Origin of the sequence: Paenibacillus sp. NPDC058174 (genome assembly GCF_042883865.1) — a bacterium.
Lineage (GTDB): Bacteria > Bacillota > Bacilli > Paenibacillales > Paenibacillaceae > Pristimantibacillus.
The window spans coordinates 670,042-689,436 of sequence record NZ_JBHVUY010000003.1; the positions used below are offsets into that span (position 1 = coordinate 670,042).

The 19,395-nt window shown below is 52.9% G+C and carries 15 protein-coding genes; 14 read left to right on the plus strand and 1 reads right to left on the minus strand.

Going from position 1 to position 19,395, the window contains the following annotated elements; genetic code table 11:
* The first annotated feature begins 91 nt into the window (after window positions 1–91).
* The 10 genes from secA to argH all read left to right on the plus strand — a co-directional run bounded on the left by secA (window position 92) and on the right by argH (window position 13,307).
* Entirely contained in the window at window positions 92–2,602 is a 2,511-nt protein-coding gene (gene secA / locus ACFVVF_RS19050; RefSeq protein WP_387812993.1) for a preprotein translocase subunit SecA, read from the plus strand.
* Between the two features lie 153 nt (window positions 2,603–2,755).
* Window positions 2,756–3,863, plus strand: a protein-coding gene (gene prfB, locus ACFVVF_RS19055; RefSeq protein ID WP_387812996.1) for a peptide chain release factor 2 whose coding sequence is annotated in 2 segments (ribosomal slippage) — window positions 2,756–2,827 and window positions 2,829–3,863 — 1,107 coding nt in all. Because the reading frame shifts where the segments join, the coding sequence is not laid out codon by codon here.
* Between the two features lie 119 nt (window positions 3,864–3,982).
* A complete protein-coding gene (locus ACFVVF_RS19060; RefSeq protein WP_387812998.1) occupies window positions 3,983–4,891 on the plus strand; it encodes a YitT family protein in 909 nt (302 codons plus the stop codon).
* A gap of 139 nt (window positions 4,892–5,030) precedes the next feature.
* Window positions 5,031–6,080, plus strand: coding sequence for an N-acetyl-gamma-glutamyl-phosphate reductase (gene argC, locus ACFVVF_RS19065; protein ID WP_387813001.1), 1,050 nt, complete (start codon window positions 5,031–5,033; stop codon window positions 6,078–6,080).
* A gap of 47 nt (window positions 6,081–6,127) precedes the next feature.
* A complete protein-coding gene (gene argJ / locus ACFVVF_RS19070; protein ID WP_387813004.1) occupies window positions 6,128–7,381 on the plus strand; it encodes a bifunctional ornithine acetyltransferase/N-acetylglutamate synthase in 1,254 nt (417 codons plus the stop codon).
* Window positions 7,382–7,411: 30 nt separating this feature from the next.
* A complete protein-coding gene (argB, locus tag ACFVVF_RS19075) occupies window positions 7,412–8,197 on the plus strand; it encodes an acetylglutamate kinase (protein ID WP_387813007.1) in 786 nt (261 codons plus the stop codon).
* Window positions 8,198–8,248: 51 nt separating this feature from the next.
* Complete coding sequence (locus ACFVVF_RS19080) at window positions 8,249–9,448, plus strand: acetylornithine transaminase (protein WP_387813010.1); 1,200 nt, start codon at window positions 8,249–8,251, stop codon at window positions 9,446–9,448.
* A gap of 113 nt (window positions 9,449–9,561) precedes the next feature.
* Complete coding sequence (gene argF, locus ACFVVF_RS19085) at window positions 9,562–10,518, plus strand: ornithine carbamoyltransferase (RefSeq protein ID WP_387813012.1); 957 nt, start codon at window positions 9,562–9,564, stop codon at window positions 10,516–10,518.
* Window positions 10,519–10,557: 39 nt separating this feature from the next.
* Window positions 10,558–11,793, plus strand: a complete 1,236-nt coding sequence (locus ACFVVF_RS19090; protein ID WP_387813015.1) for an argininosuccinate synthase — start codon at window positions 10,558–10,560, stop codon at window positions 11,791–11,793.
* Window positions 11,794–11,891: 98 nt separating this feature from the next.
* Window positions 11,892–13,307 carry an argininosuccinate lyase gene (gene argH, locus ACFVVF_RS19095; RefSeq protein ID WP_387813018.1) on the plus strand — a complete coding sequence of 472 codons (1,416 nt, stop codon included), beginning with the start codon at window positions 11,892–11,894 and terminating at the stop codon, window positions 13,305–13,307.
* Between the two features lie 85 nt (window positions 13,308–13,392).
* Here argH and ACFVVF_RS19100 read toward each other — a convergent pair whose 3' ends face one another.
* Window positions 13,393–14,238: an SDR family oxidoreductase gene (locus ACFVVF_RS19100; protein ID WP_387813021.1), complete on the minus strand. Its 846-nt coding sequence runs from the start codon at window positions 14,236–14,238 to the stop codon at window positions 13,393–13,395.
* A gap of 236 nt (window positions 14,239–14,474) precedes the next feature.
* Here ACFVVF_RS19100 and ACFVVF_RS19105 point away from each other — a divergent pair, with 236 nt between their 5' ends.
* The 4 genes from ACFVVF_RS19105 (at window position 14,475) to ACFVVF_RS19120 (ending at window position 18,217) form a co-directional block, all read left to right on the plus strand.
* Window positions 14,475–15,170 (plus strand): response regulator transcription factor, encoded by a 696-nt coding sequence (locus ACFVVF_RS19105; RefSeq protein WP_387813024.1) that lies wholly within the window; start codon window positions 14,475–14,477, stop codon window positions 15,168–15,170.
* Window positions 15,167–16,654: a sensor histidine kinase gene (locus tag ACFVVF_RS19110; RefSeq protein ID WP_387813027.1), complete on the plus strand. Its 1,488-nt coding sequence runs from the start codon at window positions 15,167–15,169 to the stop codon at window positions 16,652–16,654. Before ACFVVF_RS19105 ends, ACFVVF_RS19110 begins: the two co-directional genes overlap by 4 nt.
* A 108-nt stretch (window positions 16,655–16,762) precedes the next feature.
* Window positions 16,763–17,881 (plus strand): TolB-like translocation protein, encoded by a 1,119-nt coding sequence (locus ACFVVF_RS19115; protein ID WP_387813030.1) that lies wholly within the window; start codon window positions 16,763–16,765, stop codon window positions 17,879–17,881.
* 93 nt (window positions 17,882–17,974) lie between these two features.
* Window positions 17,975–18,217, plus strand: coding sequence for a hypothetical protein (locus tag ACFVVF_RS19120; protein WP_387813033.1), 243 nt, complete (start codon window positions 17,975–17,977; stop codon window positions 18,215–18,217).
* The last annotated feature ends 1,178 nt before the right edge of the window (window positions 18,218–19,395 follow it).

Consider the following 19,395-nt stretch of genomic DNA (forward strand, 5'->3'; position numbering starts at 1 on the left):
CTATTGCTGGAAATGATATCGACTCATTGCGGCGGTCTCTACAAACTGTTACAATTTAAGGCAAACAGGCGTAATACGAAAGGGGAAGACCATGCTCGGACTAGTGAAAAAAATATTTGGTGACGCAAACGAGCGCGAGGTCAAGCGTCTCACGCGGACCGTAGAGGAAGTTAACGGTTTGGAGCCCCAGATTTCCGGCTTGTCGGATGAGGCGCTCCGCAATAAAACCGAAGAATTTAAGGCACGTCTTGAAAAAGGCGGCACGCTGGAGCAAATTATGCCCGAGGCATTCGCTGTCGTGCGTGAAGCGTCCAAGCGTACGCTTGGCATGCGCCACTTCGATGTGCAATTAATGGGCGGCATGGTGCTGCATGAGGGCAAGATCGCCGAGATGAGAACCGGTGAAGGTAAAACGCTCGTAGCTACCCTTCCTGTCTATTTGAACGCATTGCTCGGCAAAGGCGTTCACGTCATTACGGTCAATGACTACCTGGCATCGCGGGATAGCCAGATCATGGGCCAGCTGTACAACTTCCTTGGCTTGACAGTCGGCTGCAACATGCACGGCTTGTCGCATGAAGAGAAGCAGGAAGCTTATGCTTGCGATATTACTTACGGAACGAACAATGAGTTTGGCTTTGACTATTTGCGCGACAACATGGTGTTGTACAAAGAGCAAATGGTTCAACGTCCGCTCTATTTTGCGATTATAGATGAAGTGGACTCCATCCTTGTCGACGAGGCGCGGACTCCGCTTATTATTTCGGGACAAGCTGCTAAGTCGACAGAAATGTATTTTGCAGCGGACCGTTTCATTTCCCGTCTGAAAGCGGAAGAGGATTTCACAGTTGACGTGAAGCTTCGTACCGTTATGCTGACAGAATCGGGCGTGGAGAAGGCAGAGAAAGCGTTCCATATCGAGAACTTATTTGATCATGCCAATGTCCTGCTCAATCACCATATCCAGCAAGCGCTGAAGGCGCATGTCATTATGAAACGCGACGTCGACTACGTCGTGCAGGAAGAAGAAGTCGTAATCGTCGACGAATTCACCGGCCGTCTCATGTCGGGCCGCCGTTACAGTGACGGTCTGCATCAGGCGATTGAAGCGAAGGAACAGCTGAAGGTTCAGAACGAGAGCATGACGTTGGCGACAATTACGTTCCAGAACTACTTCCGGATGTACCGCAAGCTGGCCGGCATGACCGGTACGGCGAAGACGGAGGAAGAAGAGTTCAAGCGGATTTACGGTCTTGATGTTATTCAAGTGCCGACTAACCGCTCCATGATCCGTAAGGATCTGGCGGACGTTGTCTACAAAAACGAGCTTGGCAAGTTCAAAGCCGTCGTAGAAGAAATTGTAGAGCGTCATAGCAAGAACCAGCCGGTTCTCGTCGGTACGATTTCCATTGAAAACTCCGAGAAGCTGGCAGAAATGCTGAAACGCCGCGGCGTTGGACATAAAGTGCTGAATGCGAAGTTTCATGCCGAGGAAGCGGAAATCATCTCCCGGGCAGGACAAGCCGGCGCGGTAACGATCGCGACGAACATGGCGGGCCGTGGTACCGACATTTTGCTGGGTGATGGCGTAGCCGATCTGGGCGGACTTCATATTATCGGTACGGAACGGCATGAGAGCCGCCGGATTGATAACCAGCTGCGCGGCCGTGCCGGCCGTCAAGGCGACCCGGGCTCCTCGCAGTTCTACCTCTCGCTTGAGGACGAGCTGATGCGCCGCTTCGGCTCTGAGAACATTATGGGCATGATGGAACGTCTCGGTCTCGAGGAAGATCAGCCAATTGAAAGCCGGATGATCTCCCGTGCAGTGGAATCTGCGCAAAAACGGGTAGAGGGCAACAACTTCGATACGCGTAAAGTCGTCTTGCAATATGACGATGTGATGAACCAGCAGCGTGAAGTGATTTACAAGCAGCGCCGTGACGTGATGAGCTCCGATAATATCCGTCAGGTCGTACTTGAGATGATCACACCTGTTATCGACCGTATCGTTGATGCACATACTTCTGAGGATATTCCGGAAGAGTGGGATCTGCAGGCGATTGTGGACTACGTCCACGCAACGCTGCTGCCGGACGACTCGCTCACGAAAGACAATCTATGGGGCAAAGAGAAGGAAGAGATCAACGAGCTTATCTACAACAAGGTCATTGCGTACTACGACCAGCGTGAAGAAGAGCTTGGCGCAGAAACGATGCGTGAATTCGAGAAGGTTGTTGTACTCCGTGCTGTAGACAGCAAGTGGATGGATCACATCGATGCGATGGACCAATTGCGTCAAGGTATCCACCTTCGTGCTTACGGCGGTACCGATCCACTCCGTGAATATCAATTCGAAGGCTTCGAGATGTTCAAGGAAATGATTGAGCATATTCAGGAAGAAGTCGCGAAATATATTATGAAGGCTCGCGTTGAGAGCAACCTGGAACGCCAAGAGGTGGCACAGGGCCAGACGACAACGAACAGCCCGGCTGAAACCCAGGAGAAACGTCCGGTAAAACGGAATGACCGTGTAGGCCGGAACGATCCTTGTCCTTGCGGCAGCGGCAAGAAGTACAAGCAATGCCACGGCGTTGAGAAGTAACAAGCCGGCAATGAACGGAATAACGTTCAGGCGCATACGGTAACAAATGAACGGACGCGTCAGTCACTGTCGCGAGGTGGGGCTCGTCCACGCCTCGCGCAAGGGACGGCGCGTTTATGCGGTTCAAACTTAAATTGAGGTGAAGCAAACGCTATGATCGATATAACGGTAAAACAGGATTTGCGTGAAACAGCGAAGCGTCTCCAAGAACTTAGGGGGTCTCTTTGACTTAGATCTTAAGCAAGAGATGATCGCTAACTATGAAGAAAAAATGACCGTTCCCGACTTTTGGGACGATAATGAGAAAGCACAAAGCTTAATCGCTGAGCTGAACGCCGTCAAATCGGTCGTTGAGCAGTATGAGCGTCTGAACAGTGATCAGGAAGATTTGGAGACGATGCTGGAGCTGGCGGAAGGCGAAGACGATGATTCGATTGAAGCGGACATTGTCGAAGGTACGGCCGCATTGGTGACGAAGGTTAACGACTTCCAGCTGCAATTGCTGCTTAATCAGCCGTATGACAAGCTGAACGCCATTCTCGAGCTGCATCCCGGCGCAGGCGGTACGGAGTCTCAAGACTGGGGCCAAATGCTCTACCGGATGTATACGCGCTGGGCGGAGAAACGCGGCTTCAAGGTTGAGGTTCTGGATTATCAGGATGGCGATGAAGCAGGTATCAAGAGCGTAACGATTGCTGTCAAAGGCTACAACGCATACGGATATTTGAAAGCGGAGAAAGGTGTACACCGGCTGGTGCGTATCTCGCCATTTGACTCGTCGGGCCGCCGGCATACGTCTTTCGTTTCTTGCGACGTTGTACCTGAAATTACGGATGACATCGAGATTGAAATCCGCAGTGAGGATTTGAAGATCGATACGTACCGCGCAAGCGGCGCCGGCGGACAGCACGTCAATAAGACGGAGTCAGCTATCCGGATTACCCATATTCCGTCCGGTATCGTCGTTGCCTGCCAGCAAGAGCGCTCGCAGATTCAGAACCGTGAGCGTGCGATGAATATGCTTCGTTCCAAGCTCTATGAGCGCAAAATCGAAGAGCAGCGGCAGCATCTGGCTGAGATTCGCGGCGAGCAATCCGATATCGCATGGGGCAGCCAAATCCGTTCTTACGTCTTCCATCCGTACAGCATGGTCAAGGATCATCGCACGGAAGTGGAGACCGGCAATGTCGGTGCTGTTATGGACGGCGACATCAACGCTTTTATCGACGGATATTTGCGCCATCAAATTCGCAAGGAATAGCCGCTTTATGCACGAATAGCGCATAGGCGATAAGAAGAGTTCCGATACTGATTGGAGGAGCTCTTCTTTTTTTGCGTCATACATAGGCAACGCAGATACACCAGAACTGGAAAGGGGATATGAACCAAGTGGCGATTGCAATCGAAGGGGCCGTCCGGCAAAAGCAGCGGAAAAGGCACAAACAGCCGATAGGCAAAAAACAGCAGGCGGCTTGGGGTGTCATTCAAGTCATATTGGGCTCGCTGATCGTGGCGATTAGCTTCAACCTGTTCTTGCTGCCTAATGGAATTGCATCGGGCGGCGTTTCCGGCGTTTCGATTCTGGTGCAGCGGCTGACTGGCATCACACCCGCTATTTCGCAATGGGCGCTCAACATTCCGTTGTTTTTCGCAGGCTGGTGGCTGATCGGACGCAAATTTGCGCTGAATACGCTAATCGGCTCCGCGCTGCTGCCCTTGTTCGTCCTAATGAGCTCCCATTGGCAGCCGCCGACCCATAATGCGCTGCTGGCTGCGATTTATGGCGGTATCGGCGTTGGCCTGGGACTTGGCCTCGTTTTCCGCGGCCGCGGCTCAACCGGAGGATTGGCGCTTGCGGCGCAAATTTTGCACCGGTTTACCGGCTTGCCGCTAGGACTTGCGGTCGCCTGCTTTGACGGCTGCGTCATTGTGGCCGCCGGCATCATCATTTCGCCTGAGGTTGCGCTTTATGCGCTAATCGGCCTATTCGTCACGAGCAAGACGATCGATATTGTTCAGAGCGGTCTTTCGGTCTCGAAAGTAGCTTTCATTATTAGCGAGCATACGGAAGAGCTGGCTGAAGCGGTCTTGCATGATCTGGACCGCGGATTGACGAAGCTGGATGCCCGCGGAGGCTATACGGGGGAAGGCAGGACGGTATTAATGGTCGTCGTCGGGCAAACCGAGGTGGCGAAGCTGAAACAGCTCGTTAAGGCCATCGATCCTGATGCTTTTGTTATCATTAGCGACACGGCAGAAGTGGTTGGACAAGGGTTTAAATTAGAGTAAGTAAACGTCTGCCATCGGGTTATTTTTGCGTTGTATTATTATGAATACGACTGTATAATAATACGAAACAAGACGTTATTTCCATGGGCTATTGAATCATGTAAAATATAATGATAGATCTCATAGGGAGAGAAGAATCATGACTAATAAATTAAGAGCAGCCATCGTTGGCTCTACGGGTTACGGCGGCGTTGAATTGATCCGTCTGCTGGCATCCCACCCCTTGGTTGAAGTCACATCGGTGATTTCCTCCTCTAGCGCGGGTACGCCGATTACGGAAGGCTATCCTCATTTGACGAACATCCGGACGGAGCTGCTAGACGATGTAGATCCGGCAGCCATTCGCGAGAAGGCTGATGTTGTATTTACCGCAACACCTGCCGGAATCGCATCGAAGCTGGCTCCGCAATATCTGGAAGCAGGCCTCAAGGTAATCGACCTGTCGGGCGATTTCCGTCTGCAGGATACAGCTTTATACGAGCAATGGTATAAGAAGGAACCGGCTGACAAAGCGTATTTGGAGCAGGCCGTTTACGGCATGTCCGAAGTATATGGCGACAAGGTGCGCGGCGCATCGTTTATTTCCAATCCGGGCTGCTATGTGACAGCGACGGTATTGGGTCTTGTGCCGGCTTTGCAAGCGGGCTGGATCGATCCGTCCACCATTATTATCGATGCCAAATCGGGCGTTTCAGGAGCGGGACGCGGCGCTAGCCTTGGCACGCATTACTCCGAGCTCAACGAAAACTTCAAAGCTTACAAGCTGAATAAGCATCAGCACATTCCGGAAATTGAAATGGTGCTCTCCGACGCGGCTGGACGCGAGGTTGTGACGACATTCACGACACATCTGGTGCCGATGACGCGGGGCATTATGTCGACGATGTATGCAACGGTGCAAGGCGGCCGTAAAGCGGCTGATTTCATCGATTTATACCGCAGCTATTATGACGGCCGTCCGTTCGTCCGCGTACGCGGCGAAGGCAATTGGCCTATGACGAAGGAAGTATGGGGCTCCAACTATTGCGATATCGGCTTTGCAGTCGATGAGCGCACAGGACGGGTAACGGTCATTTCGGTCATCGACAACCTCGTCAAAGGGGCAGCAGGCCAAGCGATTCAAAACTTGAATTTGATGATGGGCTGGGACGAGACGCTCGGTTTGCAGTTCGTGCCGGTATATCCATAAGCAACATGCAGCATATTTGAAATAGATGAAGGAGAAACGATTCAATCATGGGACTGGAGCAAGGTTCAAATGCGACAGCCGCGCCGTTCACGGTCGTGGCAGAAGGCTCGATTACGACACCTAAAGGCTTTACGGCTGGCGGGCTGCACTGCGGTTTGAAAAAATCAACCCGGCATGATCTGGGAGCGATTGTCTGCGAGGTGCCTGCCGCGGCGGCTGGCGTTTACACGACGAATGTGTTCCAAGCTGCGCCGATCAAGGTAACACGCGAGAGCATCGGTTCGGACGGAAAGCTCCGTGCCGTACTGGTGAACAGCGGTAACGCTAATGCTGTGACCGGCAAGCAAGGGGAAGCGGACGCCTATGAGATGCGTTCGCGTTTTGCCGAGCAGATCGGCGTGGAGGCGGATCAGGTTGCGGTAGCCTCGACTGGCGTTATCGGCGAGCTGCTCAAGATGGACAAGGTGCGCGGCGGTATTGACGCATTGCCTGCGGCGCTGGCGGCGGACCGTGCGGGCTCGGATGACTTTTGCCAAGCGATCCTTACGACGGACCTCGTTCAAAAAATGGTCTGCGTATCGGTTGAAATCGACGGCAAGCTTATTCACGTTGCCGGCGCTTCCAAAGGCTCCGGCATGATTCATCCGAATATGGCTACGATGCTTGGCTTCGTAACGACGGATGCGGCAATTGACAGCGAGCCGCTGCACCAGCTGCTGCGCGAAGTAACGGACCTTACCTTTAACATGATTACGGTCGATGGCGACACGAGCACGAATGATATGCTCGTTGCGATGGCGAGCGGCCTTGCAGGAAATGCTGAGCTTACACCAGAGCACCAAGGCTGGGCTGATTTCGCAGCCGCAGTTCGTTATGTATGCGAAGTGCTGGCGAAAGCGATTGCCCGCGACGGCGAAGGCGCAACGAAGCTGGTTGAGGTTCAAGTGAACGGCGCAGTCAGTGATGACTCGGCGCGTGCCATTGCGAAGACGATTATCGGATCGTCGCTCGTGAAGTCCGCTGTATTTGGCGCGGATGCGAACTGGGGACGGATCATCGCTGCTGCCGGCCGCGCAGGCGAGCCTGTGAATCCGGAGACGGTTGACGTAAGTCTCGGAAGCATTTTGACGCTGGAGCAGTCGCGTCCGGTTGGTTTCGACGAAGAGGCAGCGCTGGAATACCTGAAGGGCGATACCGTCGTAATCAAAGTGGATTTGCATTTGGAGAACGGCTCTGCAACAGCATGGGGCTGCGATCTGACCTATGACTATGTACGCATTAATGCGGCTTACCGCACGTAACGGAATGCGGGTAAAGGGGAACGATTCAACATGGCACAACGGTTTGTAATGAAATGCGGCGGAAGCACGCTGGCGGCGCTTCCTGATTCTTTTTTCGGCGAGCTTCGTGAGCTGCAGCAGTCCGGCGTACATCCGGTTATCATCCATGGCGGCGGCCCGGCGATATCGGAGACGCTGACCAAGCTTGGCATTGAGACAGAGTTTGTCAACGGCCTGCGCAAAACGAATGAAGCGGTGCTCGATGTCGTGGAGATGGTGCTTGCCGGCCGGATTAATAAGGAAATCGTCCGCAAAATCCAGTCCAACGGAGCGCAGGCGCTTGGCTTGTCCGGTGTTGACGGTTTGCTCATTCAGGCAAAGCCGGTGGCGAATGCCGATGAGATCGGTTTTGTAGGTGATGTAACAGACGTGAATGCGGCTGTTATCGAGGGCGTTATGACGATGGGGTATATGCCGGTTATCGCGCCGATTGGCATCGATAGCAACGGACAGCGCTACAACATCAATGCGGATACGGCGGCGGGAGCAGTCGCTTCCCATCTGGGCGTCGAGCAAATGATCGTTGTGACGGACGTGCCGGGCATTATGAAGACCGTTGACGGCGAGAAGGTCGTTCTCCCGTCAGTAACGGTTGAAGAGATCGAGGCGATGATTGAAAGCGGCGAGATCTACGGCGGCATGATTCCAAAAGTACGCGCCGCTGTGCAGTGCATTCAAGGACGCGTGCAAGAAGTGGTTATCGTTAGCGGTGAACACCCAGGCGTCCTGACGCAAGCAGTGCGAGAAGGCGGCGTCGGCACGCGAATCATCCGATAAGATAATTGGACAAAGAGCAAGTAAGAAACGATAGAAGGGCGGTTATCATTAATGAGCGATACGAAAACGGCGGCGGTTGACGCCGGTCAATCGTTGCTGCCTACATACGGCAGATTTCCGATCGCGCTGGTTAAAGGGGAAGGAAGCTACCTGTGGGATGATCAAGGCAAGCGCTACCTCGACTTTATGAGCGGCATTGCCGTGACCAATCTGGGTCATGCTCCCCGTAAAGTAAAAGAAGCATTGGTGAAGCAGCTTGATGAGCTGTGGCATGTATCGAATTTGTTCCGTATTCCCAACCAGGAAGATGCGGCGAAATTGATTACGGACAACAGCTGCGGCGATGCAGTATTCTTCAGCAACTCCGGTGCGGAAGCGAATGAGGCGGCAATCAAGCTGGCTCGCCGCTACAACCAGAAGGTGCTGAACAATGGACGTTATGAGATTATTACGTTTGAGCAGTCCTTCCATGGACGTACGCTGGCGACACTGACCGCTACCGGTCAGGAGAAGGTGAAAGAAGGCTTTGCTCCATTGCCGGAAGGCTTTAAGTATATTCCGATTAACGACATCGGCGCAGTTGAAGCAGCAATCTCCGACAATACCGCAGCAATCATGCTGGAAATGATTCAAGCGGAAGGCGGTATTCTGCTTGCCGATCCACAGTTTGTGAAGGACTTGGCACAGCTTTGTGAGCAAAACGGCATTCTGCTCATCGTCGACGAAATTCAGACGGGGATGGGACGTACCGGCAAGCTGTTTGCATATGAGCACTACGGCATTGAGCCGGACATTTTCACGCTGGCTAAAGGACTTGGCAGCGGCTTCCCGGTTGGGGCAGCTGTTGCGAAGGAGAAGCTGCGCGAAGCGTTTGGGCCTGGCAGCCATGGCTCGACGTTTGGCGGCACGCCAATTGCAACGGCCGTTGTCAAAGCGACGATCGAAGAAATCGTAGGCGAGAAGCTGCCGCAGCGTGCAGCAGAAGCAGGCGAGTATCTGATCAGCGAGCTGCGCTCCAAGCTGGTGGGCAACTCGTTCGTGAAGGAAGTACGCGGTCTGGGACTTATTGTTGGCATCGAATGCGCAGAGCCGGTGGCTTCGATTATTACAGCGGCACAGGAACAGGGCTTGCTCGTCATTACAGCGGGGCCGAATGTTATCCGTCTGCTGCCGAACCTGCTGGTTACGACTGAAGAGATCGATTCGGCGGTAGCGACATTAACGGAACTGTTAGCCGGTTACAATCGTTAAGATAAGGCACATAGAAGAATAAAGGGAGTGGGCGGCTCCGGGGCATCATCGCATCGGATCGATGGAGCGGTGGGACGCTGCCGGGCCGCCACACTCGCCGAGGAGGAACTTCAATGCAAGATGTAGTGCAGGAAGAACTGGCTTTGAGCTTGAAAGGCCGCGACTTTCTTATGCTGGTTGACTATACGCCGCAGGAAATTCGTTACCTGATCGATCTGGCGATCGATTTGAAGCGGAAGCAAAAAGCAGGCGAGACGCATCATTTGCTGAAAGGCAAAACGCTGGGCATGATTTTTGAAAAATCGTCCACACGCACGCGTGTATCGTTTGAAGTTGGCATTTATCAGCTCGGCGGCCAAGGGCTGTTCTTGAGCGGCAACGATCTGCAAATCGGACGCGGCGAGCCGATTCTGGATACAGCGCAAGTGCTGTCGCGTTATCTGGACGGCATTATGATCCGTACGTTCGCTCACCGCAATGTGGTGGAGCTTGCACGCGGTGCGACAGTTCCGGTTATTAACGGCCTGACTGACCTTTCCCACCCTTGTCAGGCGCTTGCCGACTACCAGACGATCCTGGAGCACAAAGGCAAGCTGGAAGGGCTGAAGGTTGCTTATGTCGGCGACGGCAACAACGTCGTTCACTCGCTTATGATGGGCGCGGCTAAGCTTGGCGTTAACATTTCGATCGCGACGCCAGAAGGTTATGAGCCGGATGCCAGCATGATTCAGCAATCGAAGGAGCATGCTGCTGAGACAGGAGCGACGATCCACATTTGCCGCGATCCGAAAGAAGCGGTTGCCGATGCGGACATCATCTACTCCGACGTTTGGGCGAGCATGGGTCAGGAAGCGGAGCAAAAAGAGCGCGAGCTTGCTTTTGCAAACTACCAAGTGAATGAAGAGCTGATGAAATACGCGAGCAAAGATTATATGTTTATGCACTGCCTCCCGGCGCATCGCGGCGAAGAAGTGAGCGAAGGCGTTATCGACGGCAAGCATTCCATTATATTTGACCAGGCGGAGAACCGTCTGCATGCGCAAAAAGCGATTATGGCAGCAATTATGTAATACCGTTTTCCATTACAATTAAGGGGTGCAACCAAGCTCATGGCAAAAGAAAAAATCGTATTAGCCTATTCCGGCGGACTGGATACGTCCGTTATCTTGAAATGGTTGAAAGAGACGTATGACGCGGAAATTATCGCATTCACAGCCGATATCGGCCAAAAGGAAGAATTGGACGGTCTGGAAGCAAAAGCGCTGGCAACAGGCGCTTCGAAAGTATATATCGACGATTTGCGCGATGAGTTCGCAAGCGACTTCATCTACCCGATGTTCCAATCGGGCGCTTTGTATGAAGGGCAATATTTGCTCGGCACATCGATCGCTCGTCCGCTTATCGCTAAGCGCATGGTTGAGATCGCTCGCGCTGAAGGCGCTACAGCAATTGCGCACGGCGCAACAGGCAAAGGCAATGACCAAGTCCGTTTTGAGCTGAATGCTGCTGCACTGGCTCCGGACATTAAAGTCATCGCGCCTTGGCGTGAAGAAGCGTTCCGCGACCAGTTCCCTGGACGTGCGGAAATGATCGCTTACGCGGAACAGCACGGCATTCCGGTAACAGCTTCGGCTGCTAAGCCGTATTCCACAGACCGCAACCTGCTGCACATCAGCTTCGAGAGCGGCATGCTGGAAGATCCTTGGTTCGATCCAAGCTCCGAGGAGAACGAGAGCATGTACGTGCTGAGCGTGTCGCCTGAGCGTGCTCCTGATCAAGCTGAATATGTAGAGCTTACGTTTGAAGCCGGCAACTGTACAGCAGTAAACGGCGAGCAGCTTAGCCCGCTTGGCGTAATGGATAAGCTGAACGAGCTCGGCGGCAAGCATGGCATCGGCCGTGTCGACATGGTTGAGAACCGTTTTGTCGGCATGAAGAGCCGCGGCGTGTACGAAACTCCGGGCGGTACGATCCTGTTCACTGCTCACCGTAAAATGGAATCCCTCACAATGGACCGTGAAGTGATGAATCTGCGTGATTCCCTGCTGGCGAAATACAGCCAGCTCGTATACAACGGCTTCTGGTTCGCGCCGGAGCGTATTGCCCTGCAAGCGCTCGTATCGGAGTCGCAGAAGAACGTAACAGGCGTCGTTCGCTTGAAGCTTTACAAAGGCAACGTCATCGGCGCAGGCGTGAAGAGCCCTGTGAGCCTGTACAATCCGGACATCGCAACGATGGAAGCTGATCCTTCCCAAGCTTACGATCAAGGCGATGCAACCGGCTTTATCCGTCTGAACGCTTTGCGTCTGAAAGTATCTTCCGGCGTACAGCAAAACAATAAATAATAATCCGGATCAAATTGGGATAGGTCGCTGTATGTCCGCTTTGCGCGGAGACGGCGGCCTATCCGCACGCTTGCATCCGTAAGGGAGTGTACGAACCAGTGAGCAAACTTTGGGGCGGACGGTTCACGAAAAAGACCGACCAATTAGTAGAAGAATATACGGCATCGATTACGTTCGACAAAGAATTGGCTGAAGAGGATATCCAAGGCAGTCTGGCGCATGTAACGATGCTGGGCAAGCAAGGCATTCTGCCTGCTGATGACGTAGAAATGATTAAAGACGGCCTTCACCGCGTGCTGCAAAAGATCAAGCGCGGCGATCTGGAATTTTCCATCTCTGATGAAGATATTCATATGAATATTGAGAAAACGCTGATTGACGACGTAGGTCCGGTCGGCGGCAAGCTGCATACAGGCCGGAGCCGCAACGATCAGGTAGCGACCGATATGCACTTGTACTTGCGCAAGCGCGTTGTCGAGTTTGTCGACCTGCTGCAAAAGCTGCAAGCAGCGCTTATCGAGCAGGCGAAAGCGAATATCGATACGATTGTTCCAGGCTATACGCATTTGCAGCGGGCGCAGCCGATTCTGTTCGCTCATCATCTGATGGCTTACGTATCGATGTTCGGCCGCGACTTGGAGCGTCTGCAGGACAGCTACAAGCGGATCAATGTATTGCCGCTCGGAGCGGGTGCATTGGCGGGAACAACATTCCCGATCGATCGCCATTTCGTAGCGAGCCAGCTGAAATTCGACCGCGTGTACGAGAACAGCTTGGATGCTGTCAGCGACCGCGACTTCATTCTGGAGTTTCTGTCCCATGCTTCGATCATCATGATGCATCTGTCGCGTCTTAGCGAAGAGCTGATCTTGTGGTCGAGCACGGAGTTCCGCTTCGTCGAGCTGGACGATGCGTTCTGCACAGGCAGCAGCATTATGCCGCAAAAGAAAAATCCGGACGTGCCGGAGCTCGTTCGCGGCAAAACAGGCCGCGTCTACGGCAACCTCGTTGGCTTGCTGACGGTGCTGAAGTCGCTTCCGCTTGCGTACAACAAGGACATGCAGGAAGACAAAGAAGGCATGTTCGATACGGTGAAAACAATGCAGGGTGCATTGCAGCTGTTCACGCCGATGATCGCAACGATGAAGGTCAACAAGGACCGGATGCGCCAAGCGGTCAACCAAGACTTCTCCAACGCGACGGATATTGCGGACTTCCTCGTTGGCAAAGGGCTTCCTTTCCGTCAAGCGCATGAAGTTATCGGAAAGACGGTGCTTTATTGCATCGAGCAAAACAAATATTTGCTCGATCTTACGCTGGAAGAGTTCAAACAATTCTCGACGTTGTTCGATGACCGCATTTATGCGGTGCTCCAGCCGGAGCAAGTCGTTGACGCCCGCAACGTTTACGGCGGAACGGCGAAGGTACAGGTACAAGGCGCAATTGAGCGCGCAGAGCAAAACCTCGCCGAAGCTGCAGCTTGGGTAACGGAATACGCAGAGCGCAGCCAATAATTCAATAGAATGCAGGAAAGCCTCAAGTAGCCGATAACGGCATCTTGGGGCTTTTTTGATGTGATTCGATCTATTGTCGTGGGGATTATCCGCGCAGCAGCGATTCAGCTCCGTCGATATAGACGGTCGTCCCGGTAATATGGCTGGATTCGCTGGAAGCCAGGAAGAGAGCGAGATTCGCCACCTGCATCGGATTTCCCGGCGCTTTTTCGAGCGGATGATTGCCCTCCGGGTATTCTACTGGTATCGCCACTTCTTCAAGCTCCGGCGTCTTTTCCGTGCTTTGGCCGATATTCGTATCGATGGCGCCAGGACAAATCGCGTTGACGCGGATGCGGTAGTCAGCAAGCTCCAGAGCCGCCATTTGGGCAAAAGCTGTCTCTGCAGCCTTGGTGCTGCTGTAGGCGCTGAAGCCGATATTGGAAAATACACGGTTCCCGTTGATAGAGCTGGTAATGATCATGCTGCCGCCCTTTTCCTTCATCAGCGGTATCGCATGCTTAACGGTGAGGAATGTACCGGTCAGATTTGTTCCGATCGTCCGGCTCCAGTCACTTAGCTCCATATGCTCAATAGGCGTAATGACGCCGTTAATACCGGCATTGGCGAAGACGCTGTCCAATTTGCCGAATGCTTCTTGCGTTTGTCTGAACGCGGCAGCAACTTGTTCCTCGCTGGAGATGTCGGTTTCGATAGGCAGACAGCGCACGCCGTAATGTTCAGCGTGTGCGCTTACGCCGGCTAGCGTGTCATTTTTCAGGTCGAGGAGCACCAGGTCTGCTCCTTCCTGTGCGAAACGGATCGCAGCGGCCCGTCCAATGCCGGAGGCTGCTCCTGTAATGAGCGCCACCGTACCTTGCAGTCTTCCGGGAAAGCGGGGATTAGAGTCTGCTGCTGGTGTATTGTTGAAATCATTATTCTCAATGGACATGAGGATGAGCCTCCTTTTCCAATTTAAGCTTTGTACTTGGTATTATCCTGAAATGGAGCATTCTAAACACAGTGCATTGCTTTTCGCGCCTTATGTCTATTGTTGAGTGCCAGTGTGAAAAGGCGATTTGTTTACAAGTTGGAAACAAGTTGGAGATGGTTCGCATATATTCTTTGTTTAAAATAGGAACCATATGGTTATTTAATGGATGAATAGAGAAAGAGTGGTGTGGCCAGGTGGAGCATCGGCTGCTGGTGGTGGATGACGAGGCGAGCATTGTGAATGCAATCGCCTATGCCTTTCGGCGCGAGGGTTATATTGTAGAGACGGCCTATGACGGGGAGGAGGCGCTAGCCAAGGCAGCGTCATTCCGGCCGCATGTCATCGTGCTGGACGTGATGATGCCGCGGATGAACGGCTATGATGTCTGCCGGCGGCTCGAGAACCGCAAAGGTGTCGGCATTATTCTGCTCACGGTGAAAAACGATATCGTCGATAAGGTGCTGGGCCTGGAGCTTGGAGCTGATGATTATATGACCAAGCCCTTCGATCTTCGTGAACTGACGGCAAGAGTAAAAGCGCTGGCGAGGCGGGTGGAGAAAAGTGCTGCGGAAGAGCCGGAGAAAGTATCGTCGATTGAGCTGGGTGGCGTAAAAATCGGTGTGCTGCAGCGGACGCTCCACGCGCATGGCGAGCCCGTCGAGCTGACGCCGAAGGAATTCGATTTGGCCGTGCTGCTGCTTGGACATCCCGAGCGCGTTTACACACGCGAAGAGCTGCTTGAGCTGGTATGGGGAATAGAGTATGCAGGAGGAACTCGGACCGTCGATATTCATATTCAGCGGCTGCGCAAAAAGCTTGGCGATCAGCAGCAGCTGCTGCTCCAAACGGTTTACGGCATCGGCTATAAGGCATCAGGAGAGCGGTCATGAAGTTTAGATTCAGCCTTAAGCTGAAAATGAGTCTGGTGCTGGCCATTCTGTTGATTTTGACCGTCAGTGTGCTAAGCGGACTTGTACTGCGCGGTATTACGCAAAACCAGCAGCAGCGGATGGAAGAAGCGCTGGCTAAGCAAAGCCAGGTTGCCGCTCAATATGTGCGGCAAAATTACATTACCGGCGAGGAACGGCTGCCGGCAGCGACGTTTATGTCGCAGAACGGCAAGCGGCTGTCGCTTTACCTGGCCATGCTCAGCGGCTTGCCAACGGCGCTTTACGACGCCAGCGGAAAGGAGACGGGAAGCTCCCTCACGACGCCGGGTTCGCCCGATTACAGCGATACGCTGGACTACGCTTTGAAGGGGAGTATCGCGTATCAGAGCGCTGGCGATTCCGTTGTTTATTTCGCCCCTATCCGTAGCGATGACGGCGGCATGCTGGGCGTGCTTCGTATGCATTACTCCACCGGCCGCGAGCTTCATTTCGTCAAGGAAATTCGCGATTTATTCCGTACGGCAGGGCTGATTGTGCTCGTTGCCAGCTTTTTGATCGGGTACGGCTATTTTTACAGGCTTGCAGCAGTTATCTCCAAGCTTCGCCATGCCTCTAGGGAAATCCGGGAAGGACATTATTTGAAGCGTTTGCCGGTGCGCAGAGGTGATGAGCTGGGCGATCTGAGTAATGACATTTACTATATGAGCGGCTCTATTGAAGCCCATATCGCAGGTATGCAAGAGGAGCAGCGCAAGCTTGAACTGGCTATCCGGAAGCTTCAGCAGCTGGAGCGCCAGCAAAAGCAGTTTATCGGCAATATCAGTCATGAATTTAAAACGCCGCTGACCGCGATCCGCGCCTATATCGATTTGCTCGGCATGTACCGAGACGATCCGAAGCTGATGGAGGAAGCGATCGACAGCATGGGAAAAGAGTCGGAGCGGCTGTATGAAATGGTCGATAAGGTGCTGCATCTCGCGGAGCTAGAGAAGTATGATTTTGAGCAGCAGGCGGAGCCCGTTGCGCTGGATGAGCTGCTGCTCGACCTGTCGGGGCGGATGCGCGGCAAGGCGGCCAAGTTTGACTTAACGATCGAGACGTCGCTTCACCCTTCAGTCGTATGGGCGGACCGTGAAAGCTTAATTCATATTTTCGTTAACTTGCTGGACAACGCCATTAAATATAACTTGCCGGGCGGGCGAATCGTCATCCGTACAGAGCCAAGCAATGACAGTCTGGCCGTCGTTACGGTTGAAGATACAGGTATCGGCATCCCGGAGGAAGCGTTGGATAAAATTTTTGAGCCGTTCTTCACCGTCAACAAGGACCGCGCCCGGAGATCCGGCGGAACGGGATTGGGCTTGTCGCTTGTAAAGCAATTGACGGAGGCTCAGGGCGGAACAATCGAGCTGTTTCCGGCTGCCGGGGCGGAAGGCGGAACGGTTTTTCGCATCACTTTTCCAAAGTTTCGGAACCAGACATAACGATGCAATTGTTTTACACGGTTGAAACATATCAGAAACAACTGGAGACGGCGGTGAAACATCGGTTGTGTACGATACAGCTATACCGACGAGAGGGGCCTTAACATAATGAAAGAGAACAAGAAAAGAAACAGCAAATGGATAGCGGGGACTGTGGCGCTTAGCTGCTTTGTCATGCTGGCGACCGCATGCTCCAGCGGAACGGGCAAAGAGCTTGGAGGACCCGCGGGACGCGAGACCGTCAATAAGCCGGATAAGACGATTACCGTTATTAATGAGCCGGTGCAGAAAAATACAAAGCTGACGGTTAGCGGCATCGCAACGATCGATAATGCGCGGGGCATGAATTTTGCTGGCAGCGGCAAGCTGATCATCAGCCGTCCGAATAAGGATGTAGAGCCAATTCAGGGGGAAGGGGAAAAGGTTCAGCCAAACAACATTTACTTGTACGACTTGCAGACGAAGACAGCGGAAGCGCTGGCTCCAGCTTCGGAAAATCAAGGGTTCTCCGAAGTGTCGCCGGACGGCAAATACTTGTTTTACAAAATGACGGAGGAAGCTACTGCGTTTGGCCGCATTTTGAACCTGGAGACGAAGCAGTCTGTCATGCTCGGCAAAGAGCCAATTGACCTGAGCTCCGGACAATGGATTGACAACAGCCATGTGTTCTTCACCACACTGTCAGGCAAAATGCTCTTGGCCGACACGGAGGGCAATCTGAAGACAATCGCGCAGGCTAATGGATACATTCTTACCGCGGCGATGGGGAATGGCGGTATTTATTATGTAGCGGGCGGCGATCAGATGGAGCTTTACTTCCAGTCTCTTGAGGAAGGCGCGAAACCGGAGAAGATTGCGGAGGGCGTGGAATGGATCATTCCATCCCCGGATATGAAGCAGCTGGCGATGGTGAAAAAGACGTCAGAGACGATGCGGGAGCTGTCGGTCGTGGATGGGAAGGGCAAAACGCTGCTCAAAATTACGAAGGCTACGCAAATTTTCGGAACGCGCTGGTCGCCGGACGGAACGAAGCTGGCTTATAGCTTGACCTCGGAAAACGGCGGAGACAACGGTATTTTCGTTGCCGATGCGTTGACGGGGGAGACGACATCGGTGCTTGTCGAGCAAGCGGCAGACACGCTGAACTGGGACGCAACGGGCACGAAGCTGGTCACTTCGACATTTAAAGAAGACCAATTCCGGACATCGATCATTTCTTTGAACTAATTTTATGAAATAATGAACTAATTCCATGCATGAGTTGTCTAATAAAGGGAGCTAATGCTGATCAAACATTTGTAGAGAGGCGGGGTGAAGGAAATGGATAAAACGCAGCGAATCAAGCGTCTGAGGGAACTGGAAGAAATCTGCTACAGGTTATGCTATGCATTGCTCGACAGCGAAGTATTGGCTCATGGTGCGGCTAAGGAGGCGTTATTCCGGATTTGGCGCGACGATCAGTTTTTCGAAGGCGAGGCCGATCAGACGAAGCTCTTGAGACGCCATGCATCCGCTGCGTGCTTATCCTTTTTCAAACGGGCCAAAACCCACACTATCGCTTAAGCTGGTTTTATGGCAGGACAGAACAGCCCCTTTCGTTTGCGAAAGGGGCTGTTTTTGTTTGTTTTACCTACCGCGCGTCGGCATCGGGGCATGCGGTGCTCGGCCACACGTCGGCGGTCCAACCGTGTGTGTCGAAGCAGATTCGTAATTAGCGAATCTGCTTCGTTAACCGAGAGTAACTAGAGCTAGAGCGAACCATCTTCGCTAATTAGCGAAGGCAAGTTCGCTCGAGGATGGCTAGTTGAGGTCGCTGTTCAGAATAGCGAACCAATCTTCGCAGTTGGTGAACCAAACTTCGCGGATAGCGAAATTTGGTTCGTTGTAGGTTGCACAAAGGCGGGAATGAGGAAGAATAGCGAAAACAGGTTCGTTAGATAGCGAAGCTGCTTCGTTAACCGAGTAACTAGAGCTCCAGCGAACCACCTTCGCTAATTAGCGAAGGTAAGTTCGCAATAGCTTAGCTGTTTGGGGGCGCTGGACAGAAGAACGAAAATTAGTTAGTTGTAGGTCGTACAAAGGCTGGAATGTGACGCAATAGCGAAAGTAAGTTCGTTAGAAAGCGAATCTGCTTCGTTAACCAAGAGTAACTAAGTCTACAGCGAACCGCCTTCGCTGATTAGCGAGGATAAGTTCGCTCGAGATGGCTAGTTGAGCTCGCTGAACCGAACAGCGAATTAATTTTCGCAGTTGGTGAACCTAGCTTCGCGAATAACGAAATTTGGTTCGCTGTAGGCCGCACAAAGGCGGGAATGAGGCGGAATAGCGAAGACAGGTTCGTTAGATAGCGAACCTGCTTCGTTAACCAAGAGTAGCTAGAGCTAGAGCGAACCGCCTTCGCTAATTAGAGAAGGGAAGTTCGCTCCAGGGTGGTTAGTTGAGGTCGCTGTTCAGAATAGCGAACCAATCTTCGCAGTTGGAGAACCTAACTTCGCGGATAGCGAAATTTGGTTCGTTGTAGGCTGCACAAAGGCGGATATGAGGCAGAATAGCGAAAACAGGTTCGTTAGATAGCGAACCTGCTTCGCTAATTGGAGGTTACTTAGAAGACAGCGCCCCAGCTACGTTAGATGGAGGTTCGCTCAGGAACCAGTGTCCTAGCTACGTTAAATGGAGGTTACCAAGTAACGTTACCTCAGCCACTCTAGGCGAACATTCCTTAAGTTACAGCGCCCCAGCCA

Bases quoted from the DNA above. Each gene is read 5' to 3' on its own strand.
- secA (WP_387812993.1), top strand. From the start codon at position 92: ATGCTCGGACTAGTGAAAAAAATATTTGGTGACGCAAACGAGCGCGAG.
- ACFVVF_RS19060 (WP_387812998.1), top strand. From the start codon at position 3,983: ATGAACCAAGTGGCGATTGCAATCGAAGGGGCCGTCCGGCAAAAGCAG.
- argC (WP_387813001.1), top strand. From the start codon at position 5,031: ATGACTAATAAATTAAGAGCAGCCATCGTTGGCTCTACGGGTTACGGC.
- argJ (WP_387813004.1), top strand. From the start codon at position 6,128: ATGGGACTGGAGCAAGGTTCAAATGCGACAGCCGCGCCGTTCACGGTC.
- argB (WP_387813007.1), top strand. From the start codon at position 7,412: ATGGCACAACGGTTTGTAATGAAATGCGGCGGAAGCACGCTGGCGGCG.
- ACFVVF_RS19080 (WP_387813010.1), top strand. From the start codon at position 8,249: ATGAGCGATACGAAAACGGCGGCGGTTGACGCCGGTCAATCGTTGCTG.
- argF (WP_387813012.1), top strand. From the start codon at position 9,562: ATGCAAGATGTAGTGCAGGAAGAACTGGCTTTGAGCTTGAAAGGCCGC.
- ACFVVF_RS19090 (WP_387813015.1), top strand. From the start codon at position 10,558: ATGGCAAAAGAAAAAATCGTATTAGCCTATTCCGGCGGACTGGATACG.
- ACFVVF_RS19100 (WP_387813021.1), bottom strand. From the start codon at position 14,238: ATGTCCATTGAGAATAATGATTTCAACAATACACCAGCAGCAGACTCT.
- ACFVVF_RS19110 (WP_387813027.1), top strand. From the start codon at position 15,167: ATGAAGTTTAGATTCAGCCTTAAGCTGAAAATGAGTCTGGTGCTGGCC.
- ACFVVF_RS19115 (WP_387813030.1), top strand. From the start codon at position 16,763: ATGAAAGAGAACAAGAAAAGAAACAGCAAATGGATAGCGGGGACTGTG.
- ACFVVF_RS19120 (WP_387813033.1), top strand. From the start codon at position 17,975: ATGGATAAAACGCAGCGAATCAAGCGTCTGAGGGAACTGGAAGAAATC.